Source organism: Candidatus Nitrosotenuis chungbukensis, from assembly GCF_000685395.1.
GTDB classification, from domain to species: domain Archaea; phylum Thermoproteota; class Nitrososphaeria; order Nitrososphaerales; family Nitrosopumilaceae; genus Nitrosotenuis; species Nitrosotenuis chungbukensis.
In genome coordinates, this window is sequence record NZ_AVSQ01000012.1 from 152,239 (window position 1) to 175,662 (window position 23,424).

At 42.1% G+C, this 23,424-nt stretch carries 26 protein-coding genes and 2 tRNA genes; 15 read left to right on the forward strand and 13 right to left on the reverse strand.

Translation table 11 applies throughout. The annotated features are described in order from the left end of the window. The first annotated feature begins 172 nt into the window (after positions 1-172). The 3 genes from NKMY2_RS03625 to NKMY2_RS03635 are packed head-to-tail and all read left to right on the forward strand — an operon-like array spanning position 173 to position 2,735. Positions 173-772, forward strand: a complete 600-nt coding sequence (locus NKMY2_RS03625; protein WP_042684625.1) for a twin-arginine translocation signal domain-containing protein — start codon at positions 173-175, stop codon at positions 770-772. Then, entirely contained in the window at positions 753-2,225 is a 1,473-nt protein-coding gene (locus NKMY2_RS03630) for a cytochrome b (RefSeq protein WP_042684802.1), read from the forward strand. Before NKMY2_RS03625 ends, NKMY2_RS03630 begins: the two co-directional genes overlap by 20 nt. 45 nt (positions 2,226-2,270) lie before the next feature. Further along, positions 2,271-2,735 carry a cupredoxin domain-containing protein gene (locus NKMY2_RS03635; protein ID WP_042684629.1) on the forward strand — a complete coding sequence of 155 codons (465 nt, stop codon included), beginning with the start codon at positions 2,271-2,273 and terminating at the stop codon, positions 2,733-2,735. Here the strand turns inward: NKMY2_RS03635 and NKMY2_RS03640 are convergent. The 3 genes from NKMY2_RS03640 to NKMY2_RS03650 all read right to left on the reverse strand — a co-directional run bounded on the left by NKMY2_RS03640 (position 2,732) and on the right by NKMY2_RS03650 (position 3,739). After that, a complete protein-coding gene (locus NKMY2_RS03640; protein WP_042684631.1) occupies positions 2,732-3,079 on the reverse strand; it encodes a hypothetical protein in 348 nt (115 codons plus the stop codon). The genes NKMY2_RS03635 and NKMY2_RS03640 overlap by 4 nt on opposite strands. Beyond that, complete coding sequence (locus NKMY2_RS03645; protein ID WP_042684633.1) at positions 3,076-3,402, reverse strand: hypothetical protein; 327 nt, start codon at positions 3,400-3,402, stop codon at positions 3,076-3,078. The genes NKMY2_RS03640 and NKMY2_RS03645 overlap by 4 nt, the downstream gene beginning before the upstream one ends. 262 nt (positions 3,403-3,664) lie before the next feature. Then, positions 3,665-3,739, reverse strand: a tRNA-Arg gene (locus tag NKMY2_RS03650). A 297-nt stretch (positions 3,740-4,036) separates the two neighbouring features. On the opposite strand from NKMY2_RS03650, the gene NKMY2_RS03660 reads away from it, so the two are divergent. After that, the gene (locus tag NKMY2_RS03660; protein ID WP_157832435.1) at positions 4,037-6,412 is read left to right on the forward strand and encodes a spermidine synthase family protein; all 2,376 of its coding nucleotides are present in this window, start codon (positions 4,037-4,039) and stop codon (positions 6,410-6,412) included. 192 nt (positions 6,413-6,604) lie between these two features. Here NKMY2_RS03660 and NKMY2_RS03665 read toward each other — a convergent pair whose 3' ends face one another. Together NKMY2_RS03665 and NKMY2_RS03670 are read right to left on the reverse strand one after the other, a co-directional pair. Continuing rightward, positions 6,605-7,432, reverse strand: coding sequence for a DNA-3-methyladenine glycosylase family protein (locus NKMY2_RS03665; protein ID WP_042684639.1), 828 nt, complete (start codon positions 7,430-7,432; stop codon positions 6,605-6,607). Position 7,433: 1 nt separating this feature from the next. Next, complete coding sequence (locus NKMY2_RS03670; RefSeq protein WP_042684642.1) at positions 7,434-8,690, reverse strand: MBL fold metallo-hydrolase; 1,257 nt, start codon at positions 8,688-8,690, stop codon at positions 7,434-7,436. 113 nt (positions 8,691-8,803) lie between these two features. On the opposite strand from NKMY2_RS03670, the gene NKMY2_RS03675 reads away from it, so the two are divergent. Both NKMY2_RS03675 and NKMY2_RS03680 read left to right on the forward strand, forming a co-directional pair. Beyond that, on the forward strand, positions 8,804-9,016 hold the full coding sequence (locus tag NKMY2_RS03675; protein ID WP_042684805.1) for a hypothetical protein: 213 nt from the start codon (positions 8,804-8,806) through the stop codon (positions 9,014-9,016). A gap of 141 nt (positions 9,017-9,157) precedes the next feature. Beyond that, positions 9,158-9,460, forward strand: coding sequence for an ATP-binding protein (locus NKMY2_RS03680; protein WP_042684645.1), 303 nt, complete (start codon positions 9,158-9,160; stop codon positions 9,458-9,460). A gap of 30 nt (positions 9,461-9,490) precedes the next feature. On the opposite strand, the gene tgtA is transcribed toward NKMY2_RS03680, so the two are convergent. Continuing rightward, a complete protein-coding gene (gene tgtA, locus NKMY2_RS03685; protein WP_042684647.1) occupies positions 9,491-11,002 on the reverse strand; it encodes a tRNA guanosine(15) transglycosylase TgtA in 1,512 nt (503 codons plus the stop codon). A 4-nt stretch (positions 11,003-11,006) separates the two neighbouring features. Then, positions 11,007-11,552 (reverse strand): adenylate kinase family protein, encoded by a 546-nt coding sequence (locus NKMY2_RS03690; RefSeq protein ID WP_238549761.1) that lies wholly within the window; start codon positions 11,550-11,552, stop codon positions 11,007-11,009. Between the two features lie 83 nt (positions 11,553-11,635). Between NKMY2_RS03690 and NKMY2_RS03695 the strand changes: the two genes are divergently transcribed. Both NKMY2_RS03695 and kae1 read left to right on the forward strand, forming a co-directional pair. Next, positions 11,636-12,826 carry a redox-regulated ATPase YchF gene (locus NKMY2_RS03695; protein ID WP_042684650.1) on the forward strand — a complete coding sequence of 397 codons (1,191 nt, stop codon included), beginning with the start codon at positions 11,636-11,638 and terminating at the stop codon, positions 12,824-12,826. Between the two features lies 1 nt (position 12,827). Then, positions 12,828-13,808 carry a KEOPS complex N(6)-L-threonylcarbamoyladenine synthase Kae1 gene (gene kae1, locus NKMY2_RS03700; protein ID WP_042684653.1) on the forward strand — a complete coding sequence of 327 codons (981 nt, stop codon included), beginning with the start codon at positions 12,828-12,830 and terminating at the stop codon, positions 13,806-13,808. Here kae1 and NKMY2_RS03705 read toward each other — a convergent pair. Genes NKMY2_RS03705 through NKMY2_RS03715 form a run of 3 tightly spaced genes read right to left on the reverse strand, consistent with a single transcriptional unit; the run spans position 13,802 to position 14,845 of the window. After that, the gene (locus NKMY2_RS03705; RefSeq protein WP_042684655.1) at positions 13,802-14,128 is read right to left on the reverse strand and encodes a hypothetical protein; all 327 of its coding nucleotides are present in this window, start codon (positions 14,126-14,128) and stop codon (positions 13,802-13,804) included. The genes kae1 and NKMY2_RS03705 overlap by 7 nt on opposite strands. A 56-nt stretch (positions 14,129-14,184) precedes the next feature. Further along, entirely contained in the window at positions 14,185-14,505 is a 321-nt protein-coding gene (locus NKMY2_RS03710) for a hypothetical protein (protein WP_052347492.1), read from the reverse strand. Positions 14,506-14,563: 58 nt separating this feature from the next. After that, positions 14,564-14,845: a hypothetical protein gene (locus NKMY2_RS03715; protein WP_042684658.1), complete on the reverse strand. Its 282-nt coding sequence runs from the start codon at positions 14,843-14,845 to the stop codon at positions 14,564-14,566. A 156-nt stretch (positions 14,846-15,001) separates the two neighbouring features. On the opposite strand from NKMY2_RS03715, the gene NKMY2_RS03720 reads away from it, so the two are divergent. Together NKMY2_RS03720 and rdgB are read left to right on the forward strand one after the other, a co-directional pair. Next, positions 15,002-15,622 carry a KEOPS complex kinase/ATPase Bud32 gene (locus NKMY2_RS03720; protein ID WP_042684660.1) on the forward strand — a complete coding sequence of 207 codons (621 nt, stop codon included), beginning with the start codon at positions 15,002-15,004 and terminating at the stop codon, positions 15,620-15,622. Beyond that, entirely contained in the window at positions 15,606-16,169 is a 564-nt protein-coding gene (gene rdgB, locus NKMY2_RS03725; protein ID WP_042684662.1) for an RdgB/HAM1 family non-canonical purine NTP pyrophosphatase, read from the forward strand. Before NKMY2_RS03720 ends, rdgB begins: the two co-directional genes overlap by 17 nt. On the opposite strand, the gene twy1 is transcribed toward rdgB, so the two are convergent. After that, entirely contained in the window at positions 16,132-17,157 is a 1,026-nt protein-coding gene (twy1, locus tag NKMY2_RS03730) for a 4-demethylwyosine synthase TYW1 (protein ID WP_042684666.1), read from the reverse strand. The two genes, rdgB and twy1, sit on opposite strands and share 38 nt — an antisense overlap. 341 nt (positions 17,158-17,498) lie before the next feature. On the opposite strand from twy1, the gene NKMY2_RS03735 reads away from it, so the two are divergent. Together NKMY2_RS03735 and NKMY2_RS03740 are read left to right on the forward strand one after the other, a co-directional pair. Then, positions 17,499-18,521 (forward strand): magnesium transporter CorA family protein, encoded by a 1,023-nt coding sequence (locus tag NKMY2_RS03735; protein ID WP_042684668.1) that lies wholly within the window; start codon positions 17,499-17,501, stop codon positions 18,519-18,521. 168 nt (positions 18,522-18,689) lie between these two features. Next, positions 18,690-18,761 (forward strand) — tRNA-His (locus tag NKMY2_RS03740). Between the two features lie 185 nt (positions 18,762-18,946). On the opposite strand, the gene NKMY2_RS03745 is transcribed toward NKMY2_RS03740, so the two are convergent. Further along, positions 18,947-19,330: a RidA family protein gene (locus tag NKMY2_RS03745; protein WP_320408951.1), complete on the reverse strand. Its 384-nt coding sequence runs from the start codon at positions 19,328-19,330 to the stop codon at positions 18,947-18,949. A 649-nt stretch (positions 19,331-19,979) separates the two neighbouring features. Here NKMY2_RS03745 and NKMY2_RS03755 point away from each other — a divergent pair. Then, positions 19,980-20,294, forward strand: a complete 315-nt coding sequence (locus NKMY2_RS03755) for a hypothetical protein (protein WP_238549760.1) — start codon at positions 19,980-19,982, stop codon at positions 20,292-20,294. Between the two features lie 277 nt (positions 20,295-20,571). Here the strand turns inward: NKMY2_RS03755 and NKMY2_RS03760 are convergent, their stop codons facing one another. Continuing rightward, positions 20,572-20,754 carry a hypothetical protein gene (locus tag NKMY2_RS03760; RefSeq protein ID WP_052347493.1) on the reverse strand — a complete coding sequence of 61 codons (183 nt, stop codon included), beginning with the start codon at positions 20,752-20,754 and terminating at the stop codon, positions 20,572-20,574. A gap of 279 nt (positions 20,755-21,033) precedes the next feature. Here NKMY2_RS03760 and NKMY2_RS03765 point away from each other — a divergent pair, with 279 nt between their 5' ends. Next, positions 21,034-22,413 (forward strand): NAD-dependent epimerase/dehydratase family protein, encoded by a 1,380-nt coding sequence (locus tag NKMY2_RS03765; RefSeq protein ID WP_420887344.1) that lies wholly within the window; start codon positions 21,034-21,036, stop codon positions 22,411-22,413. Between the two features lie 18 nt (positions 22,414-22,431). Beyond that, complete coding sequence (locus NKMY2_RS03770; RefSeq protein ID WP_157832436.1) at positions 22,432-23,097, forward strand: hypothetical protein; 666 nt, start codon at positions 22,432-22,434, stop codon at positions 23,095-23,097. The last annotated feature ends 327 nt before the right edge of the window (positions 23,098-23,424 follow it).

Here is a 23,424-nt window from a genome sequence, read left to right on the forward strand (position 1 = left end):
ATAACATGACTCCAAATCGTCAATGCGACATGTTATCCAAGCCAATACTTCATTATGCGTTGTTTGGCATTAAACCTAATTTTGCCTTTAGATCGAAAGTGCGATACTTGGTGTAGGTATAAAGTTGAAAAAAGGCTTATTTTACACGTTATTTTACGCAAAGTGAAATAATATGCCTGATAATGCCGCAAATGCCTTGTCACGAAGGGATTTTCTTAAATTGATGGGTGCGGCGGGAACCGCCCTCACATTTGCGCCCTTTGTGCCGTGGGGCAAGTTCATGCCAAACCCGGACACTGCAAAATTAGAAAAAGTCAAAGTAATTCTTCCTGACGGCAACCAGGCAAACGTTCACACTTTTCCAGTAAATCACGCCGAGGTAGTCACATATCCCTCATCTGGAGACAGGGTCCTAGACGAGGAGGCGTTTCGCAAGTGGCAGTTTATTAGATTACCAGACGAGTTAGGAGGAAGCGCAAACGACGTCAGCGCATTTCGGGTATACAGCATGGTATGTCTGCATTTGTGGTGTTTGTGGAAGTACTGGCCGCAAGAGGGCCGTAAAAGAGGCGAGTGCCCATGTCACGGAAGCCAGTACAATCCTCTGAGCGGAACTGCGTTTGCAGGACCGGCATCGTTGCAGGCAGAGCCGTCAAATACGCTGCCAAAACTTGATTTGGAGGCAGATACTGACGGAAACCTGTGGATTCTTCCAGCAAAATTTACACCAAACGACAATGGAGTAGTGGGATATGGCCGTTTCATTAAATAGACGAACGGGAGCGGTGAGCTTCTTTTACTGGCTGTGGGACGGACTGGACAGAACCATATTTACCGGAATCAAGTTTTCATTCCCATCTCGATTCGTAAGTCCGTTTGGATTCTTAGGGATGCTCACGTTTATCGTATTTGTAATTCTTGGAGTGTCTGGCGCACTGTTAATGTTCTACTACATGCCAATCCTTGACAGGGCGTGGGACAGCGTTGCAAAAATCAACGACGTGGTTCCGTTTGGATTCCACATAAGAAACATCCACTATCACGGGTCAAACGCAATGGTACTTTTGGCAATACTCCACATGTACTATCAGTATTTCAGCGGCAGATACAAAATCAGAAACGAGGTTCTCTGGGTCACAGGTGTGATACTGGGCACTGTTACAATTCTTGAGGCATTTACCGGTTACGATATAATATTTAGCGAACGGGCCGAGCTTGCAATTAGTATTGCGGCGTCACTGACTAACTCTATCCCGATTGCAGGGCCCGTAATACGGGACACCATGTTTGGCTCGGGATTCTCCGACTTTGTCCTTAGGTTCTATGCACAACACGTCTTTGTCTTGCCACTTGTGATGCTTGGACTGATGGCGGTGCACTTCCCGAGATTTATGGTATTTGACGTGCCGATGGTAATGGCAATATCTGGAGCTATACTCCTGACAGGAGGCGTGTTCCCAATAGACATGGGATTCAAGTTTGAGCCAACGGTGCCGCCTGGCATCACGGTTCCAGAGTGGTACCTGACTGGCCTGTACGCTTTCTTGAGGACGCAGTATGACAAGTTCGTAACCGGCGTGCTTTGGCCCGGACTGTTCATCGGCGCTCTGGCTTTGGTTCCGTTCTTGGACAGGTACAAAAAGTTCTCCTGGAAGGACAGGCCGCTTGTAACTGCGTTTGGAATAACCGGAATTGCGCAAATCATGGTAACCACGTACTGGGGATTCTACATACCGTCTGACACCACAATTCCTCTGGTCCAGAGGCTGGTAATCGATCCAATATTCTTCTATCTGGTAATGATACTGCTAGTCCCAATTGGCTTTGGGTTCAGCTACATGATGATCAAGCTGGCACAAGAGTCGGAGCGAAAAGCAAAGATGAACAAGGAAAAGGGGCCAAAGAAGGTAGCAGAGATAAAACTTTCACAAAAATGGCTCAACTGGGTGCTTGTCGGGCTGATTGCATTCCAAGTCTACCTGAACATAGCTGCGTACAACGCGGCCCTCTCTGGATTGAATAATCTATCATTGTTCTTCACTGGCGTAATTCTGATGGTATTTGCAGGACTGTTCCACATATACCGATATGCGCTCTCTGAGGCAAAAAAGCCCCCGCCCCCACCGCCAGCTCCAGAACATGTGAAAACACCAGAGGTAGCAAAGGAAACGCCAAAGGAACTTCCAAAGGAATCAAAGGAAGCACCAAAGGCAGAGACCTCATAATTTTCTCAAGAAACTTTATAAGACTTTTAAAAATCACAAAAGCCGATGAGCGCTCCTACATCCAGCCATGCATACGGAATTGGAATCATGGCAGTAATTATTGGGGCTGCAGTCGGCGTTGGATATTATCAAATGTATTACCTTCCAGAATCTCTAGCCAAGCCCAAAGTTTCCCACGAAATACTGGAACCCGTGGGAAAATCTGAGATAAGCATAATCATGGGCTCTGCAAATCCTGAGCAGGTAGACAATTTTATTCCAAAACTGGTGAACATCCAGCTTGGAGTTGACAATCACGTGGTGTGGACAAACAATGATGACACTGCGCATACTGTGACTCCTGACCATAGGATGGAGGATTCGTACAGCGGCGACTTTGGATCACTTGGAGTAATAAAGCCAGGGGAGACGTACGAGTTCTTGTTCACAGAGGCAAACGTGGTTGAATATCACTGCACACCGCATCCGTGGATGAAGGGCTCGCTAGAGATAACAAAGCAAAGGTTCTAGGAATACCTAGCAAACAAGACGTCATTTTCAATTTCCTTGTGCTGTTCTATTATGGATGCACGAAACTTTACGTCGTGAGATTGGGTGGTGTCAAACGATATTACGGCGGTAAACTCGGCCTTGTTCTGAGGCATCGATTCCTTGCTGATAAATAGTCTGGATGCCTTTTGCGAGATTTTCTTTCCGTTATATGATGTAAATGTCATCAGTTCGTTAGAGTTTAGGATTTGCGTGTTTAGCACGATGCTGTCATATTTTCCTGAATAGTTCACGTTTATCGTTCCCCTAATTTCCGAATCCTTCCTTATGTCAAGTGACTCTAGCGCAATCTCGATTTCTTTCACGAGGCATTCGTATTTTCCAGTTTTATAAAGTGATATCTAGGATCTGTTGTCCTGCCGTACAGATTTTTATGATCATCAAGATCAACTAGCCATACTATTCCCTTTGAATAGTCAACATGGTAAATCAAAGTATGAGATTTTATTATGTGTTTTCCAATGCAATTTTTATAAATTCCATGTTTTGATTCGCCTAGTCTAGCTGGATCGTCTGTAGTTTTCAGATCCTCAATAAAATTTGTAAAGTTCTTGATTAGCGGCTGATTTGATTTGAATTTCTTTAGTTTTTTGTCTATTGTGTCATCAAATGGTTGGATTAGCCACAAATTTACTCTTTTAGAATCTCATCTACGTGCTTGAGATATTCTTCAGGAGTGTAGACCTTGCCCTTTATTTTACCAGATTCGATCAGTTTTATTTTTTTTCAATTTCCGGATTTAATTTTTCCTGCACTTTGTGTGCTTTTTGCATATGTTACAACAGTATCTTTTCTATATAAAGACAAGTGCGTAATATGTAAATCTCTCAAACATCGCTTGTTAGGATCGTATTTTTTTTACTTGGCAAAGTTATTGAAAATCTAAAAAGCGGGCCAGAAGGGCTTCGATCCCTTGACCACTGGATTAGAAGTCCAGCACTCTATCCATGCTGAGCTACCGGCCCAAGGATTCCAAAAATTTTTGCCATATTAAGGGTTCCCTTAAAATAATCAGTAGCACGACTTAAGAATCTGCTATTAAGTAAAGTAAATCCTGAAAAATAATTTATTATATTGATAGTATCTGGGATCATCGTAGCCATATGGGAGACACAGTGTTTCTTGGACTGGAGTTCTGGGGAGTTCTACGTTGAGGGATTACACTTTGTTACTCTGGTGCGAAGATAGGAAAAAACAATAGATAAGATCGTTTCTAAAATGCCACGCAACAGTAATATGCGTTAGAAAATTCGAATCCCTGTTTGGCATTTCAGGAATTATCATTAATTAATAAAAGAATGATGTTTTCAGGCATTTTTCTAATCTCATTGGCAGGACTTGTACTTGAGATTGCCATCACTAGGATTTTTTCAGCTGCTATCTCGTACCACTTTACCTTTGTTGCAGTTTCAGTTGCACTTGTTGGCTTGGGCTCATCCGGACTATTGGTTCATCATTGGTTGAGAAAAATCAAGGAAGGTTGGGCTGCCAATCTCACAATCATAGCATCACTTGGAATAACTCTGATGATTCCGCTGACTCTTTTTGTCATGCATGCTCTGGCATCTCGCATAACTTACCTGCCGCTGTATATGCTAATGTTTGCAAGCGCATTTTTCTTTATAGGAATAGTAATCTCGTCTGCATTCAACGCCTTTGCACATGTTGCTGGAAGGCTGTATGCGGCAGACCTGATTGGCGCATCCCTGGGTGCAGTTGTAGTTGTTTTGTTGTTATCAGCACTAGGTGGGGAGGGAACTGCTTTGATGGTAGGCCTTGTCTCGTCTATTGGCGCTACCATTTTTTCCATTGTGGCAAAAAGCAGGAAGAAAATTTTAATCAGTTTTGTGTTTATTGCGTTTGCATCGTCGCTTTTGTTTATCAACGAAACAATGCCGATATTCTCAATCCAAACTGATCCTGCCGCACAAAAAGACTTGCCGCTGTTTTTGAAGGAAAACCCCGGCTCTCACATTGTAAAGACACAATGGAATTCTTTTTCAAGAATTGATGTAGTCGAGGGAATTACCGGTAACTGTGCCGGTAATGCAGATCCATATTCACAAAAACAGTGCTCGCAAACAGAAGTTGTCGCAAAGATTTTCATCGACGGCGGGGCTGGCACTAACATAATTTCTTGGGATGGAAATACCAATAGCAGAAAAGAACTCTCGAATTGGATGCAATATCTGCCGTTTAAGATGAAGATTGACCCAAAGGTGCTCATTATTGGATCTGGCGGGGGCAGGGATGTTGTCGCTGCACTATCCAGTGGAAGCACAGACGTTACGGCTGTTGAGATAAACCCAATAATCTTTGAAACTGTCAAAAGCTACGGCGACAGAGCGGGAAACCTGTACACGCATCAATACGTACGATCTTACGTAGATGAGGGTAGAAGCTTTATTTCGAGATCTCAGGAAAAATACGACATTATCTACATACCGTTTGTAGACACGTGGGCCTCAGTTTCATCAGGAAGTCTTGGCGTTTCTGAGAATTTCCTTTACACTATAGAAGGTTTTCAAGAATATTATGATCACTTGGAATCTGATGGGAAAATAATTGCAGTCAGGTGGCTTATGGATTCACCTAGATTTGTTTCAACGTTCTCTGAACTGCTTGAAAGAAACGGAATTCCGCGTACTGACCTTTCGAAACATCTTGTGATTGTAAGCTCAGATTCGATAACAAAGGATCCAAGTGTGACAATGGTGATATTTTCAAAGTCGCCCTTTACAGACAGTGAGATCCAATTCCTATCTGATGCTTTTGAAAGAAGCAATTACAAACCTATTCTCATACCAAATGTGGTCTTAGTTGAGCCATATTCTGACTTTTTGAATGGCAAACTATCCTATGATGAGTTTTATGCGATGTTCAAAACAAAAGCTCATTTTGTAACTGATGACAGTCCATTCTTTTTGTCATTTGAGAAACCGATACCTCAAGTCCTACAGACATTGATTTACATTAGCATTGCAATCGTAGCGGTCTTTCTTCTAGGTCCTTACGTCTGGCTCAAAAAGAACAAATTTGAAAAAAGTGAGATAAAGACTGGAACTGCCGCTTTGTATTTTGCCGCATTGGGAATGGGTTTTATTCTAATCGAGCTTTCATTGCTACAAAAATTGATTCTCCTTTTGGGAAACCCCACAATGACATTTGCCATTTTGCTGTTCACAATTCTCATAGCTAGCGGGATTGGCAGCTTTGCAAGCAGCCGCATAGTAAAACACAACACGAGAAACCTAACGTTCGTAATATCTGGAATAATCGTACTGGGATTCTCCTACGCCATGTTACTGCCGACTCTAATTTACTCTATTATCTCAGAGCAATTTATCGTAAAATCTCTAATTAGTGTGGCCATTCTCTTCCCGGTGGGATTTTTGATGGGTATGCCGTTGCCTTCTGCCATGAGACTTGTAAAATCATATTCTGCTACAAAGGTTCCCTGGATGTGGGCAATTAATGGCGCATTTTCAGTTTTTGGTGCAGTCTTGTCTGTAACTGTGGGAATTTTGTTTGGTGCATCATTTGCAATGATGCTTGGTGCATCCATTTACTTTATCGCTTTGGGAATTTCATTTACCTGGAAGAAAAAATCTTTGATACCAATACCAACTGCTGGTTGAAAACAAAATAGGTTGTATGTCATGGAAGGTACAAGAGATGAAGCCACACATGCATACTATACAAAACTTGTATTCAATAGATGACTTGCTCCAAAAATGAGATTTTCATGGAAGATTCTGTAATACACCTTAAGAGCAAATAGTCATACTCTGAAACTTTTGCCTTGTCAACACTAGCTGTATTGAGGGTTTTTACAGCCATTTCTTCTGATTCTCATCGCGTATCATCTTGAAGAGAAATTGCTGGGAATATCCCGCATATCTGCCAAAGTATTCCACTAGCTCGTCATGGAGTGCCTGATATTTCTTGTCTGTCAGGGTTTTGCCCCCAAATGAGAATTTTTCCGGATAATAATTTTGCAAGCTCCGCAGTATCCATCTGTCAAGCGGAAATGCCTCCAGCTTGTCAAGCGAAAAAAGCAATATGCAGTCGGCAACCTTGTTCCCAATTCCAAACACTCCAAGTAATGATTCCTTTGCGGTGTGGTAGTCTGCCTTTTTTAAAAAATCAAAGTCGATTTCCTTTTCTGCAACTGACATGGCCGCTTTTTTTACAAATGGCACTCGGTATCCCAACCCGCATGACGATAATTCTGCATTGCTTGCCCTTGCCAGTCTCTTTGGCTCTGGGAACAGGTGGAACTTTGTTCCTTGGAACGTTGTTTTCCTGCCAAACTTTTCGCAGATGTGGTGCAATGACGATCTGATGTTTTGAATGCTAGAGTTTGACGAAACAATAAACGATATGTAGCACTGGAAGGGGTCCTGCCTTAACAGCCTGAGACCTGAGAACTTTTTTACTGCATTTTTAATGGTCCTGTCCTTTGATATGTCTTTGAAAATTTTCCCCAAGTCGTCGCTTTCTCTGAAAAAACCCAACTCGTCTTTTTCTAGCGATGATATCCTGTCCTGGCTTGCAGAAAAGACGTTCTGGCCGTCCACCCCGTACCAAGTACTGTCTGTTTTTTTCCACAAAAACACCTGGCCGCTGTTAATTGTCTGATCTAAGTTGATTTCCAATTTAGATGGTTACGGTATCGCCCATCTTTGGGGCATGAGCGTCAAAGCCGAACCTCTCGTGTATCTCCTCTGCGAATTTGGTGCATGACTGCCCGTCGCCGTGGACCGTTAGGACCTTTGGGTTTCCCTTTATCCTTTTTACCAGATCAAAGAGCGCGTCCCTGTCTGAATGCCCAGAAAACTCGTACTGGCGGACCTGCGCATCTGCCTTTTTCTCCCTTCCCTGCACCATTACCTTTCCTGTGTCAAGCAGTTTCCTTCCAGGCGTTCCCTCCCCCTGGTATGACACCAGCGCGATTCCGTTTTTCTTGTTAAATGCCAATTCCTGAAGGTAAAACACAGCGTTTCCGCCGACAAGCATTCCGGCAGGTGATATCACAACGCACGGCTCTTTGAGCTCCCTGATTCTTTCCTCGTGGCTGCTAATCCACACTGCGTTGTGGATGGCGTCTGAAAACACGTTATAGTCCCTCAAGTATTCTGGGTATCGCAAAATTATCTCGTTTACCTTCAGTGCCATTCCGTCCATTATGATTTTGTGCTTGAACTTGGCGTTTTTCAAAACGCATGCAATTTCCTGCGAGCGCTCAACTGAAAACGACGGAACAAACAGCGTTCCCTTTTGGTCTAGGATCTCGTTTGCAAACTCGATGAACTTTTCTTCTGATTCCTTTCGCGGCATCTGGTTTGTCTGGGAGTAGGTACTTTCCGTTATGAGCAGGTCTATCTCACCAAAGTCCAAGTCCGCCTCGCGGAGCATTCTTGATCCCCTGACGTTTATGTCACCCGTATAGAATAATCGCTTGTTCTCTGACTCGACTAGCACTGTTCCACCGCCAACGACATGGCCAGAGTCCCGCAGTTCAAATGACGAGTTGCCGCGCTGCACTTTTTGCTTGAACGATATTTCGGTTGCATGACTCATCATCTTGTTTACCTCCGGCAGCCCAAAGGGATGCATGTCTTTTTCCAGCTTTAGCATGTCCTCGATTAGTAATCTGCTCAAATCAAAAGTGGGCGCAGTTGCAAACACGTCGCATCCCCCGCTTACGTACATCATTGGGACATATCCTGAATGATCCAAATGTGCATGGCTGATTATAATGGAATCAACCTCCTTTGGCATCACGTGCAATGGCGCAAGAGGAGGCTTGGACAGCTGTACGCCGTAATCCAAAAGATAATTTGCGCCGTCGCAATTTACCAAAAAGCCAGATCGACCCACTTCCTGTCCTGCACCTAATACTTTTACCTTCAAGAATTAAACTGCCGATCCGTCTACGTTAAAAGGTTGCCACAGGAACTGCGATCATTCCGATTACGATATAATCTTCAAAAGCTTTAATTAGTCATACCTAAGATCCCATGTTTATGGGTAGAACTTTTGACCAATGGTGGAATACAATTCCCGCAGATGTACGCAGTAAAGTTCGTGCAGGCGACGAGGGAAACAAACCACTACTAAACCAGATTAACTGGGTTTGGGTAAAAAATCTGATGGATAAAAGGGCCGACTTAAATCCAACAGCAGCAGAATTGCTGGATTGGGTAACAAGTGGTCAAATAGATGCAATGCGAAAGTAACGCACCATCTGGTTATCTTTTTTATCTTTTGTTTTTCTTGATTTGACTTGATCGTTTGTCCGATCAAAATGTATAACACTGTTAATTATTTTGATTATGGTTTAAATAGTTACCACGGACTTGTTTAGTTAAGTGAAATAAATGCCAATAGCAATACTTCCAGACGTCGATGAACAAAGATGTATCGGCTGCGCATTGTGCGTAGAAATCTGTACATCTCTTGGCCCAGACGTACTCCGTGTAAAGCCTGTAGAAGGTTGGAAGAGAGGTAAAGCATTTGTCTTTTATCCAGAAAGATGCATCTCCGATGGAGCATGCATTGGAGTTTGTCCAACAAAATCCATCTTTTGGATGAGACCAATGAACTACACAGCTGGTCAACCAGTACCTCTTCACAAGAACGGAGTATTCGTAAAAGGCTGGGCAGAAGACGCAGGCCTATAAACCTGTAGCTCTTTAGTCTTTTTTTCTTTTTTATTTTTTGAGAAACTTGGTTTTGCACTTTTTCGGTATCATTTTGGAATAATGCTTTAGGAACTCGTCGTTTTCCAAGTATATGGTTTTGAATTTGTTTTTTGCAAAAAATATTTTCCACGTCTTTTCAAACTCGGAATAATCAGTTGGCGCAAATCTCTGCCTTGACATCACATACTGTGCGGCAGGATACAAGTCGGAAATCTCAAGCGGGATTAATCCCAAAAACGGATTGTACTGGCAGTACTGGACGGTGTCGTCGTTTTTTAGCTTTCTTTTGATTTTCGTGTATTCCTTTGATAGGTAAAACGGCCTTGTCTGCGAGTCCCTGATTATGGCAAGCTTCTCCTTGTCTGACTTGAAGTTTCTCACAGTGTTGTGGTATGATATTACCTCGGGCCTGAACTGGTCTTCGTGCGAATACAAAAAGACCGCCTTTTCCTTGAACTTGGGGGTTCCTTTTGTCAAAAAGTCAGTATTGTCCGTGAACACCTCAAGTGACTCAAAGAGCTTCGGGTGTGCCCTGATTTTCTTTACTATGTACTCCCACAGCCTGCCCTCGTGGATTGCCTCCTTTGACCTGTCAACTTCGGCCTTTATGGAATACAGGTTGTGCAGCGCTATGTGCGTGGTTCGCTCCTCCTGCGGCAGGGCAAGCATTTCCTTTGGAGTGTATTTTGTGCAGATTTCGCAGTTGCATGAAAAGTACTGGATTTCTGACAGGTGGCTTGTCCTGTCCTCCGAGATGTACCTGTCGTGCTTTGCGTACAGCATGTATGATGCGGAGTCAAACGTGTCGCAGCCAAGCGCTATTGCGATTGGTATGGTGAGCGGATGTCCTGCGCCAAAGAGGTGCAGCGGGATGGAGTCTGGGACGAGCCGCTTTGCAGCAACAATCATTTTTGCAAGTATCTTGTATTCGTACGACTCCATGACCTCAACTGGGCTGCCGAGTGCCAACATCGGAAACCCATAGTCTACTAGCGCCTTGGTTGATTTTTTCACCAAGTCATAGTGTTCTGCTCCCTGGATTGGGCCAACCCAGATTTGCCCGTTGTCTGCTTTGCTGTCTATTGTTTCCTTTGAAATTTTTAAAGTATAGTCGACGTATTCTTTTGCCTTTTTCTTTGCAAGGCCGTACCCTGTGGGCTTGTCAAGCGGAATGGCAATGTCTGTCATTATCCTTTGTTCAAATGACGCCATGTCTGCAGACGAGACATCCACCGCGCCGTATTCCAGTACCTGGTATCCCCCCGAGTCTGTCATTACAGCTCCGTCGAAATTTATGATGTCGTGAATTCCGCGCTTTGCAGCTTCCTCACCATAGCGCTTCATTGTGATGTATGCGTTTGTTATTACGAGATCAAAGCCCATCTGTTTTAGTTTTTGCGCGGGGATTCTCTGGGTCACCGGGTGAATCACCGGGACAAATGCAGGTGTCTCAACCTTTCCGTGATTTGTGTGCAGGATTCCGATTCTTGCAGCCAGATCTGTCTTTAGTATCTCAAACATGGAATCACCGGTTGGGGAAAAACCTGGCAAAGTCTTTTTTCTTTGCGACCATTCCAAGCCAGTCCACACTGTCGCTTTTTGATTTCTTTTTTAGAATTCGTTTTACCTTGTTTATGGTTTGTGCTATGGTGAGATTGGTGGTGTCTATTTGGCGTGACTTTGACAACCCGAATTTCTTAATCGAGTCGTGCGCCACTATGCCAAGTATCTCGCTTGCGGCGTTTTCTGTCTGCTTTTTTTTGGAATAGTTTCGCTTTTTGTATATTGGAATCAATTTGTAGGGATTTTTCCGTAGGATCACTGCCAATTTAATTTGTGACTTCTCCACAACATATGGCGCCAGGTGGCCCACTATGATGGAGTCTTTGGCGATTAACTTTTTGATTATCCTGGCAAGCTTTTTTGTATCCACATCCAAAGTCGAATCTTTTTTTTCAAATATGCCGTGTTCTATCGCTATCTGGTTTAGGTCTAAAATGGTGTAGCCGAGATCGTCAGCTAGCCTTGATGATACGGTGTGCTTTCCAGTGCCCGGGTTTCCGGTAATCACAATTGACAACGGGTTTTACTCTAAATCGTGCCCTTATAATTTCTGCAATGCTAATATGATGTAAGAATTTCCCAAACTGTGGAATGCTAATTGGGCTTTTGGGAAAGGCAAACGTCGGAAAATCTACCTTCTTTTCTGCGGCAACAGAAACTGCAGTGCCGATTGGGAACTATCCGTTTACCACAATTGAGCCAAACGTCGGCGTTACATACGTTAGGACAAAGTGCGCGTGCAAGCACTTTGGGATTGCACACCAAAACGAACTGTGCATTGACGGGATAAGGCTGGTTCCAGTTAAGCTAATCGACGTTGCAGGGCTTGTCCCAGGTGCACACGAGGGAAAGGGACTTGGCAACAAGTTCCTAGATGATGCAAGGCAGGCAGAGGTGCTAATCCATGTAGTGGATGTGGCAGGAACTACTGACATCCAGGGCCAGCCGGTTCCTGTCGGGACGCATGATCCTCTGGAGGATATTGCGTTTGTTGAAAACGAGTTTGACCAGTGGTTCAAGCAAATCCTTGACAGGGAATGGCAAAAGCTGCTCAGGGAGATAACTCAAAAGACGACCAACCTAGTTGACGGAATAACAAAGAGATTCAGCGGTCTTGGCGTAAAGGAATTCCAAGTCTCTGAAATCTTAAAGGAGCTAAACCTGCACGCAAAAAAGCCGGCAGAATGGACAGACTCTGATATTTTGGATTTTGTAAAAAAGCTAAGAAAGAAAACAAAGCCGGTGCTCGTTGCCGCAAACAAGGCAGATCTTTGCAAGGACCTGTCTGTAGTTGATAAGATAAAACAAAACAATCATGTCGTGATATGCAGTGCGGAGTCCGAACTGTTGCTGAGAAAGGCGTCAAAGGCGGGGCTGATAAAATATGTTCCAGGCGATTCTGCATTTGAAATACAAAGCCAGTCGCTAAATCCGCAGCAAAAGCAGGCACTGGATCTGGTAAAGGTGGTGCTCTCAAAAACTCACACCACTGGGATCCAAGAGGCAATTAATTATGCCGTATTTGATTTGCTAAAGTTCATCACCGTATACCCAGTGGAGGACGAGGCCAAACTTTCAAACAAGGATGGAGTAATCTTGCCTGATGCGCGACTCTTGCTTGCGGGCTCTAACGCAAAGGATCTGGCCGGAACCATTCACGCCGATCTTGCAAAGGGGTTCCTCTTTGCAATGGATGCCAAAACAAAGCTACGAATAAGCGCAGACCACATACTGAAGGACGGCGATGTGGTAAAAATTGTCTCTAGCATGAGCCGTGGATAAAATGATCTGCCTGGGAATTGAAAGCACCGCACACACATTTTCCTGCGCAATAGTGCAGAAGAACAAAAAGGGCGGAAAAATCCTCTCCGATGTCAGAAAGATATACCGACCACCAGAGGGCCAGGGAATCCATCCAAGGGAGGCGTCGCGCCACCACATAGAGAACAGCTCTGACGTTCTTTTGGAGTGCCTGAAAAAAGCCAATCTGAAAATAAGTGACATTGATATCATATCGTATGCAGCAGGACCTGGACTTGGGCCCTGTCTACGAGTTGCAGGGGTAATTGCCAGGACCGTCTCGTCATACTACAAGATTCCAATCTATCCCGTGAACCACGCAATTGGGCACATTGAGCTTGGAAAATTACTGACAGGCGCAAAAGACCCACTGGTACTGCTGGTGTCTGGAGGCCACACGATGCTTGCGGCGCTAAAGCAAAAAAAATGGCGCATATTTGGCGAAACACTTGACACTACGCTTGGCCAGCTGCTTGATCAGTTTGGCCGCTCTCTGGGATTTGCCTCACCGTGCGGGAAAAAAATCGAGGATCTTGCGCTGGAATCGGAAAACTATGTTTCTCTGCCATATGTTGTAAAGGGAAACGACGTGTCGTTTTCAGGGCTGCTTTCGGCTGCAAAAAAAATCTCCTCAAACCAAAAGGACGCATGCTATTCTCTCCAGGAAACCGCATTTGCGATGATTGGCGAGGCAACAGAAAGGGCGCTTTCGTTTACAGAAAAAAAGGAACTGCTCATCGTTGGCGGAGTATCTGCAAACAAGAGGCTGTCAGAAATTCTGAAAAAAATATGCCAGAGGCAAAAATGCAAGTTCTTTGTGTCCCCAATAGAATATGCCGGTGACTGCGGCTCGCAGATTGCCTGGACTGGGTTACTTGAAGCCACTGCAAAAAAGGGCGCAAAACTTGATGAAACGTTTGTGAGACAGTCCTGGAGACTGGACACTGTAGAAATTGATTACTGAGTCTTGGTACTGTCTAGTGCCTTTTGGATGTCCTTTAGCCATCCGCCGTTGCTAAAAACGCCAAACTTGTAGTCTTTTTCACCCTGCTCGGTCTTTACTTTGATGCAGACTTTTTTCATGAGCAGTCCTTCCTTCCACGCTTTTACTATGTTTTCAAGCGGGGCATCAAGTATGGTTTCGTCGATTCTTTTTGTAAAATCTGCAATCCTTCCCCGGGTCTTGTCAAAGGCGATTCTTTTTGTGGTAAGTGTGAGTATTCCTGCTCCCAGCGAGTCCTCGTTGCAGTCTTCCTGCTTTAGTTTCTTTTCTGATTCGTCCATGACTAGCTTAATCCTGTATGGTTAGGTTATAATTTTACCTAGTTATCGTACGTAACTCATAGCCTGACTGCCTTTTCCCAACTGCTCTTTGCCTTTGGACTAGCATAAACCCAGACCAATGACCCGTCACCATCAATCAAAATCTTGTTTGATCTTTCCAAATATTTCAAAATAACATTAAGAACTGGCGGCCTCATGGTGACGTCTAATTTCTTTGCCAGCTGTACTTTGGAATCAAACTCTTTGTGTTTGGCGAAAAGCTGTTCAACTTTTAGAATATTTTTCAACGTGGGGTTGTACTTTTGTATGCTCTGGAATATGTCGTCATGGGATCGTAAACGCTTACCTTTTTCTGCAGAAACCATCTTTGACCTCATGATATGTTACATATATTCACATGTTGTATATATGCATATATGTACATACATAGATGTACTAGTAACCAAATCGCTTATTGTATTTATCATGATCAAACAATTCCATCAAGAGCGCCTTTCTTTCGCCATGAATTACTAGTATGCCATAGATTAGGCGCCAGTAGCCTGGCAAATCCAGTTTGTAAACTGCGTTGATGTCATGTTTTTTGACATAATACTGTGGAATTTGCCCTTGTTTTAGTCTGAATCCTACAATTTTATTCTTTTTCAAATCATCAATTGTTTCTTTGACTTTTCTATACAAAGCAGTATTTTTGTTGAGATTAACATAAGATGGCATAAAATCACGAGGATCTCCAGATACATCCAATTCTTATCCAATAATAACACCTGATGAATTAAAGACTTGACTATACGTACAACATTATGCTAAACTTAGCTTTCAATCCCCTTTTACTATGTTAAGCTAATATTTTACGGTTAAATCATAATTGCAATGAGATTGCTAAAAAAAGGCGCAGAAGGCGACATCTTTCTAACTAAACACGAAAACGCATTGGCAATCCTAAAGACAAGGAAAAAAAAGCAGTACCGAAACCAAATCCTAGATGACCGGATAAGAAAAAGCAGGACAATTAGGGAATCAACCATCCTATCTGAGGCAAAGGAATTCGGAATCAGGACCCCACTGGTGTACCAAGTAAATCACAACGATTGTACCATATTGATGCAGCACATCAAGGGAGTAGTGGTGCGCGATCTTACCGGAAGCAAGCTTGTTTTTGCATGCAAGGAAATTGGGAAAATCACGGGAACGCTTCACAAAAACGGAATAATGCACGGGGACCTTACAACATCAAATTTCATTTTGAGCAATGGCAAAGTTTACACAATTGACTTTGGGCTGTCACAGAGAACTGCAAAAATCGAGGACCATGCAGTAGATCTTAGGCTGTTCAAGGAAATACTAAACAGCGCACACGTAAATGTGATGAAGAGTCTCTGGTCAAGCTTTTTGCAAGGATACAGATCCGCAGTAGGACATTCTAGATATAATCAGATATTGAATCATGTTTCGATAATTGAGGGACGTGGGAGATATGCGCAAGTCGTTTGATCTGTACTTTGCGTCATCTAACAAGAACAAGTATTCTGAGGCAAGGGAAATCCTGTCAAAATTCAATCTGAGTCTGGGCTTTTTTGAATTTGCGCCAGTTGAGATCCAGTCTCATTCCGTTTTGGAGATTGCCGCGCAAAAGTCACTTGACGCGTATGTATCGTGCAAAAAACCCGTCATAGTAGAAGATGACGGACTGTTCATACAGTCTCTGGGGGGATTTCCAGGCCCGTATTCGTCGTATGTTTTCAAAACGATTGGAAATGCGGGAATTTTAAGGCTGGTAAAATCAAAAAGGCAAGCCGAGTTTCATTCTGTAATATCGTACTGCGATGGAAAAAAACCAGTCTTATTCCAGGGAATCACCAAAGGCGTGATATCAAAAAAGCAAAGGGGGAAAGGCTGGGGATACGACCCTATTTTCATTCCAAGGGGGAAGAGCAAAACATACGCAGAGCTGGATGATAAAAACACCATATCGCACAGGTACAAGGCGCTAGGCAAATTTGCTAGGTGGTTTGATATGCGGAAATCCAGCGGTCGATAAACCTCCGGTTGTTCTGCAGGACTACGATTCTTGATACTTGGCTGTCGTCCATTACGGAATAGATTTGGCTTTTCTTTGCCAGCTCTGATGAAAAATGCATCACCTCTTCGTATTCTAGCATGTCTGATCTGTCCAGTCGATTAGTTGACCTGCCTATGTGCATGTACGATTTTATTTCAATAAAGTGGGCATCTGATCTTTTTACCATCTCGGCAAATGCCGGAATCATTTCATCTGAATTGTTATAGTTTCTAATCAGCGTAACCCTGAGAACGGTTCTGGTGTCTAGTTTTGATAGCATCTCAAGGGATCGGTTCCATCGCTCCCAAGAGTCCTTGTACCTTGGCTTGTTTATCTCGATAAACGACTTGTAGTCTGCCGCATTTGTTGACAGGTATAGTTGGGTTGGGAGCGCGTCCTCGTCTGAGAGCCTCTGCAGCATGTCAGGTTCCTGGCCGTTTGTTACTAGGAATACTGATTTTGTAGCCTTTAGGCCTTTTAGGTACTTTATCAGGTCTGGCAGTCTGGGGTACATTGTCGGCTCGCCAGATAGCGATATGGCATAATGGCTTGGGAGCAGCGACTCGTCAAGCTTTTTTGTATCCGACTTTGGGTCGCCGTAATGGCCCATGATCAGCTTTTCTCTTTCCTTCATTAGTTTTGTCAGTATTTCCTCCGGTGTTGCAACTTTGGATGCGTCCATTTCTAGTGAATCATAAAACTCCATCGGCCTCCAGCAGTAGACGCACCTGTTTTCACAGTGCATTCCAGCTGGCGAAAACTCCATGCACTGATGCGTTGAAATCCCGTAGAACTTGTGCTTGTAGCAGCTGCCCTCGTTTTTGAATGACTTTTTTGTCCAGTGGCACAATTCCACCGTGGAGTGATCAGACACTCCATACTTTGCCTTTTTTAGCTGCTCCTGTATTGACGATTTTATTTGGATGATGTCATTTTCCGGTTCTACAATTTCGCCTGAGCAGCTCATCACTGACTCATAATGGCCATGGAATATGAAATGTTTGTTGATCGCGCATGGTGAAAAATTACATATTATTCTGTGTTTATTCAAAAAATTTGAATTAAATCTTAAATATGATGATTTCCTATATGAAACGATGCGTAAGGATGCAAATCCTAACAAATAAGACGCGCGTGACCCAGTAGAACGAATTTGTGACCATGAACGCATTTTTGCGTTATGGACGTGAGAGGGAATCTCTCGAGTTCTGCGCTTGGGGTCACGCCATTTTCAATTTCTCGCACGTTACGTTTTGCCGTATCATGTAATCAAAAATTTAAATTTATAGCAAAAGGCTAGTATCTGATTTGAAAAAGGACATATTCACAAGCAAGCTACCGCACCTCCGAAAGCAGCCGCAGCCTGATGCCGTAGTTCAGAGTCACGTTGAGACGATTCAAGGAAATGGATTTTCTTGGATTGACATTCAAAACCCCGACAGGGCAGAAATTGTGAAACTCGGACAGACATACAACTTTAACGAGCTGAACTTGGACGATTCCATCTCAAAGATTCAGCTTCCAAAAATAGACAACTATGACGATCATTCCTTTATCATTTTGCATTTTCCTCCAATGGTTCTAAAGAGAGGACTGCCTAGATTCAACCAGCTGGCAATATTTATCGGAAAAGACTTTCTGGTCACCATTCATTATGGGGATCTAAAGCCTTTGGTTGAAATGTTTGCCATGTGCAAGGAAAACGTACAGCACAGAAGCGAGCTACTTGGAAAATCCCCAGGATTTCTCTTGTACAAAATTGTAGACGTTCTGGTAGATGACCTGTTGCATACGTTGCGAAGAATCGTGGCAAACCTGGACGAAATAGAGGACGACGTATTTGACGAAAACAAGTCGACTCCTAAAAAAATCTCAATGCTGAGGCGGGAAATCACGATTCTGAGGCGGGTGGTTCATCCGTTGAGAAAAATCGTGCTGGAGACATCAAAGAACACGCAGCGATTCTCAAACCCTGAAGACGACTTGATCATTCACTTTGATGACGTAATTGACCATATAGACAAAGTTGCAGAAACACTGGACGAGGCAAAGGAAACAATGGAAATCTACAAGGACACTGACTTTATGCTCAGTACCGAAAAGGCAAACAAAATACTCGGTGTTCTTACCATCATATTTACACTGACCATTCCACCATCTGTGATTGCTGCCATATACGGAATGAACGTAAACCTTCCGGGCGGAATACAGACCGGCTCGTGGATGTTTTTGGGCCCGTACACCACGCTCATTTTTGTCTTGATAATATCCGGCATCCCCGCACTTTTCATGCTGTTCCACTTTTACAAGCGCGGATGGCTAATCGACTAGCGCCACGGGAACAGATAGTTTACCCCTGCCCAAACTACCGCTACAGTTATTGCCATTCCAATAAACCAGCCTTTTCCTTGCATGATTTTACCATTTTTCCAGATGATATTAAACTTTCAAAAATCAGAGTTAGGTTAATACTTGATGTGAAATGACCTTTTTTAGGTGGCCTTCGTAGTACAGTGGCTAGTATAGGGGACTGTGGATCCCCGGACAGGGGTTCGATTCCCCTCGAGGGCCTACATAATTTTCCTTGGAAAATTTTTGTCAAAATCATGCCTAAATTTTAACAAAATTTGAGGGACTGAAATCTGAGATTTCACCTCCGCAAAGGGCCTACAACCCCAGTGTCCGATCCATGATTATTGATTGAAAAAATAATGCCGTCATTGCATTTGTTTATAATTATTAGAATTATATCTGTCTTAGATTAGCGCGTCTGCCTCTATTTCTACTAATATTTCAGGATCAATGAACCTACTGATTTCTACCATTGTTGCAACAGGTTTGACATCTTTGAAAAATTCTAAATGGGCCTTACCTATCTGTTCCCAATTTTCAATGTTGCTCACAAAAATACGTGTGCGTACTACGTCGCTTAAGCCTGAACCAAAGTTTTTCAAAGCTTCATCAATATTTTTTATTATTTGGACTGTTTGTGAATAAGGATCGTCCTTTCCAACTATTTTTCCAGATTTATCGGTTGCAGTTGTTCTGGCAACATATATTGTTGAATCAACTTGATTGCCCTTGAGTAGCCAACTATTGATTCCCATCTGGTACCGGACGATATTTTGTTTTTTCCACATGCTTAACTCTGCACATGGGGAATTAAACTGATTAGGCAATGCCAATCGAAGAACTCGTTTTTCAAATAATTATGGTTTAGCAACTAATCAAATTTATATCTCTAATGCCAATTTTTGATGATCTTCTTAGATCCCTGAATACTTTCTCTCGATCTCATCATTCAAGCGTTCCATCTTTTCATATCTTCACGCCATTTGTCTTTTTTACATCTTCTGCATATGTTGATGCAGATATGCTAACACAAGACCAAACGGGTTGCTACGATCAAAGCCAAAAGTTTGATGGAGTATTTCATTCTGCAAATTCGCTGTATGAATTAGTGATAAAGTTTCTTTTTGTGCTAGTTTTCTGATTTACTGACTAATTGGCACTAGAAAGAAAGATCATCTTTGGCTTAAATAAAAATCAAGAATAATCATATCATGTCTGCATCATGCAAAGGATTTTGCATAGAATACAAAGCGGAACGAACTGCAAACGGATCCAGATATGATATAGGACAAAGGAGATGCAGCACTTGTTCCTTGTACCTACGAGTTGATACTGTGTGCTGTCCTTGCTGCGGTTCCAGACTAAGATCAAAAGCAAGACACAGAGAATCAGGGGCGAGCTAAAATTCCTCATGTCGTCTTTGATAAAACAATAAACTTGGATGCTCTTTATGCTGATTTTGTTCCGTTTGTAACAAAGGAACCATGCATAATCAAGCTAAATGATTTCTTTTTATCTAAGAACAAAAAATCAGCACTAATTCCTACTGTAGTCATTGATGAGAAAAATCAACAATTCCTAATTGAGATATTTGCAAAAGAGGAAAAGACGACCATTCGATTGTATCCTGGAACCGATCCAGAAAAAACTGATGGTGTGAAAACATCTCTGGGATGTATGGCAAGAATCATACAAAAGACATTTCCTGATATGATGATATCCAAAACAAATATTGGAGAGTTTATTCTGTGACTCGAGCTAAGTTCTTTAGATTACGCCTTGATCTTGGCGGGAGATTCTTTTGTGGATATCCAATGCAAAGAATCGATAACGATCTTAATTCTGTCTGAAGAATTTGTCTAACTTTTTCTTCATTTATAATTCCGATTCAAATCGAGATCAATCCAAATGCGAATCTCACAAGCTGGGAATATACGGTTGCAAGAATTGTTTCCTAAAGTAAGAATTTTGGTCAAAATCTCTGTGGCATAAAACTCATCTTTACTCGTGGTTGATCTAAGAAAACAACTCACCTGGCAGAATACAACGAGTCTGCCTTTTTGTATCCTAATGTGACAAAGGCAAGGCCCAGTATGATTACTCCAATTGAGATTTTTTCCGCAGTGATGTCTGGGGAGATATAAAACCAATATAGATAGTCTGGACCCCACACTAACAAATTCTGAATTGGTATTATTGCAGCCGAAACCAAGAACAAAACCCCAAGGCAGTAAGAACGTTAGGTCTTTTTCTCATGTGTGTTTTGGAGATTATTTTTCATATAAAATACTGCCAAGTGAATCGTCTAGTGCTAATATTGTGGATTTCTGCTGTGCGTATGCATTGATTTCAGTTTAAAATCCTGTGTTGGCACTAGAAATTAACATTGTCACTAGTTTATAACTTCAAAAGTGAAAAACAAATTATGAGGCATAATAGGATGAATACAAAAAACCAAAACCACGACTCATACAGTTAGGTGGAGAAGTAAATGATGCAGAAAACAGATAATATGCAATTTACTCAGTCTACCCCTTACAATATTTTGGTGACAGGAGCAACTGGATTCATTGGTTCAAGACTGCTTTCTTCTCTTATCGAGAGAGGTTATTCTGTAAAAGCCTTATCAAGAAATGCTAGAAACGATGGCAATAATTTAAAATTTGTAAAGGCTGATCTATTTAATCAAAATGAATTGGAAGTCGCACTGAATGGAATAGAGACTGCGTATTATCTTGTTCATTCTATGGAAGGTGACAAAAATCATTGGAGAGAGTTTGCAACAAGAGAAAGAATACAAGCACAAAACTTCTTGAAAGCAGCTACAAAGGCAGGCGTAAAAAAAATAATCTATCTTGGTGGATTGGTCAATGAAAGCCTTGATCTTTCACCTCACATGAAAAGTAGAAAAGAAGTAGGAGAAATTCTGTCCTCTGGCAGTATTCCGGTGACGCAACTTCGGGCATCATTAATTATTGGTGCGGGCGGAGGATCTTATGCAATGCTTCGTTACTTAGTTGAGCGTTTACGAATAATGGTTTGCCCACGCTGGGTAAAATCACTCGCTCAACCAATAGCTGTTGACGATGTAATTGAATATCTGATTGGTTGCATGGAAAAAGCAGAAACCACAGGTAGAACATTTGACATTGGTGGACCTGAAAGATTAACCTATGAGGAATTAATGAGACTATATTCTGCATATTTAAATAAAAATCTTTTTGTAATCCAGATTCCATTTTTGACCACTAGGCTTTCGTCATATTGGGTAGATCTTATAACTCCAGTAAAGGCTTCGCTTGCAAGGCCGCTAATTGATAGCTTAGTTCATGATACCGTAGTAAACGATGATTCAATCAAAAGTATAATCCCAATTCAACTAAAATCCGTTAGGGAGGCAATACACATTGCAACTGAGGAAATGAAACTCAGTCCACCACCGGAAGAAGCTAAAGAAAACAGGACTAGTTTTATTCTAAATCAAAAACTACTAATGATTTCTCTTTTGGCAATGGCGTTTATTGGCACTACATACTATTGGTTGGATGATAGGACAGATGTATACCAGATTGGATGGCTTACAGTATCTGCAATTTGGTTTATTGCTATAATAAGCTCAATAATATTTGTAAATAACAAAACAAGATTAGGATATCTAATTGCAGGCGTTGTATCTTGGATAACGTTGCCTTTCTGGTTGTTTGATAATTACTATGTTGTATTTCACGATTATATCATTGCTAGACCACCAAATCTGGAAATGACAATCCGTAATTTTGTCGGCGTGATAATTGTAAGCTTGGCAATAGCAGCCTCACATAATGTATTTCACAAAATACAATCAAAACAATTCAGAGGGAGACCCCTCTGATATAGTCAGATCAAGAAATTGAAAAAACTTTTGATCCTCATTATTTGTTTGATATCTTTATCGTTAATTTCAACCGTATCTGCACATCAACCGCGGTTGATAGTTGATAAGGCAAGCTCTGCAAATGCTCCAATATTGATTGAAGAGCCAGAAATATCCAAGGCATACTATGCACAACTTGAACAATTCAATGAATACTATGGAATTAATTCCACAAAGGAATTTGAGCTTTATTTGAGTCTACAAGTGCCTGATATTGCAGCGCAAAGCACAAACACTAGTCTGGAATTAACAGATGATTCTGGTTTGCAGCTGGCATATCTGAACGGTTCGCAACACAGATGGGAGAAATTCCATGAAGATTTTGGCAATGCAAATTATCTTTCAGGCCCATCAATCCATGTGGCCTTGCCGCCTGGTAGCTATGTTATAAAAATCAGCGGTGAGGAAAATACAAAATATGTCTTGGTTTCTGGACAAAAAGAAGAATTTCCTGCATCAGAATTTCTAAATTCATTATTTTTAGTGCCAAAAATAAATCAAGAATTTTTTGGAATGAACCTTTTTCAATCCTTGGCAAATGTTTTTGGTATTTTACTTTTAGTGATCTTTAGCCTGATTGGTTTTGTAATCTTGGTCTTGATAAAAAAATCCGTTCGAACTAGTACAAAAAATAAATCATAGACAAATTTACAATATTATCGTTTTTTACCTATTTGGATATTGACTAGTTATAGTGGACCTGTACAAAGAGGCCGCAAACAATTTTCTCGAATTATCCAGTCGGCAATGACTGCCCATAATATTTTGATTATTGGAAAAAAGTACAAAATCTGCAACCACAGATATGTTCGCCTGCATAATTAGAAATGGTACTGCGCAAAACTTGGGGGAATCAAACTAATTAGATGACGCCCCTCGAGGGCCTACATAACTTTCCTGAAAAAATTTCGTCAAAACAGTGCCTAATTTTTTGCAAAATTGAGGGACACAAACCAACGATTGTAGTCC

What these genes read in the sequence shown, in the direction of transcription:
- NKMY2_RS03625 (WP_042684625.1), top strand. Translation starts at nt 173, where the DNA reads ATGCCTGATAATGCCGCAAATGCCTTGTCACGAAGGGATTTTCTTAAA.
- NKMY2_RS03630 (WP_042684802.1), top strand. Translation starts at nt 753, where the DNA reads ATGGCCGTTTCATTAAATAGACGAACGGGAGCGGTGAGCTTCTTTTAC.
- NKMY2_RS03635 (WP_042684629.1), top strand. Translation starts at nt 2,271, where the DNA reads ATGAGCGCTCCTACATCCAGCCATGCATACGGAATTGGAATCATGGCA.
- NKMY2_RS03675 (WP_042684805.1), top strand. Translation starts at nt 8,804, where the DNA reads ATGGGTAGAACTTTTGACCAATGGTGGAATACAATTCCCGCAGATGTA.
- NKMY2_RS03680 (WP_042684645.1), top strand. Translation starts at nt 9,158, where the DNA reads ATGCCAATAGCAATACTTCCAGACGTCGATGAACAAAGATGTATCGGC.
- tgtA (WP_042684647.1), bottom strand. Translation starts at nt 11,002, where the DNA reads ATGTTTGAGATACTAAAGACAGATCTGGCTGCAAGAATCGGAATCCTG.
- NKMY2_RS03695 (WP_042684650.1), top strand. Translation starts at nt 11,636, where the DNA reads ATGCTAATTGGGCTTTTGGGAAAGGCAAACGTCGGAAAATCTACCTTC.
- kae1 (WP_042684653.1), top strand. Translation starts at nt 12,828, where the DNA reads ATGATCTGCCTGGGAATTGAAAGCACCGCACACACATTTTCCTGCGCA.
- NKMY2_RS03705 (WP_042684655.1), bottom strand. Translation starts at nt 14,128, where the DNA reads ATGGACGAATCAGAAAAGAAACTAAAGCAGGAAGACTGCAACGAGGAC.
- NKMY2_RS03710 (WP_052347492.1), bottom strand. Translation starts at nt 14,505, where the DNA reads ATGAGGTCAAAGATGGTTTCTGCAGAAAAAGGTAAGCGTTTACGATCC.
- NKMY2_RS03715 (WP_042684658.1), bottom strand. Translation starts at nt 14,845, where the DNA reads ATGCCATCTTATGTTAATCTCAACAAAAATACTGCTTTGTATAGAAAA.
- NKMY2_RS03720 (WP_042684660.1), top strand. Translation starts at nt 15,002, where the DNA reads ATGAGATTGCTAAAAAAAGGCGCAGAAGGCGACATCTTTCTAACTAAA.
- rdgB (WP_042684662.1), top strand. Translation starts at nt 15,606, where the DNA reads ATGCGCAAGTCGTTTGATCTGTACTTTGCGTCATCTAACAAGAACAAG.
- twy1 (WP_042684666.1), bottom strand. Translation starts at nt 17,157, where the DNA reads ATGAGCTGCTCAGGCGAAATTGTAGAACCGGAAAATGACATCATCCAA.
- NKMY2_RS03745 (WP_320408951.1), bottom strand. Translation starts at nt 19,330, where the DNA reads ATGTGGAAAAAACAAAATATCGTCCGGTACCAGATGGGAATCAATAGT.
- NKMY2_RS03765 (WP_420887344.1), top strand. Translation starts at nt 21,034, where the DNA reads ATGATGCAGAAAACAGATAATATGCAATTTACTCAGTCTACCCCTTAC.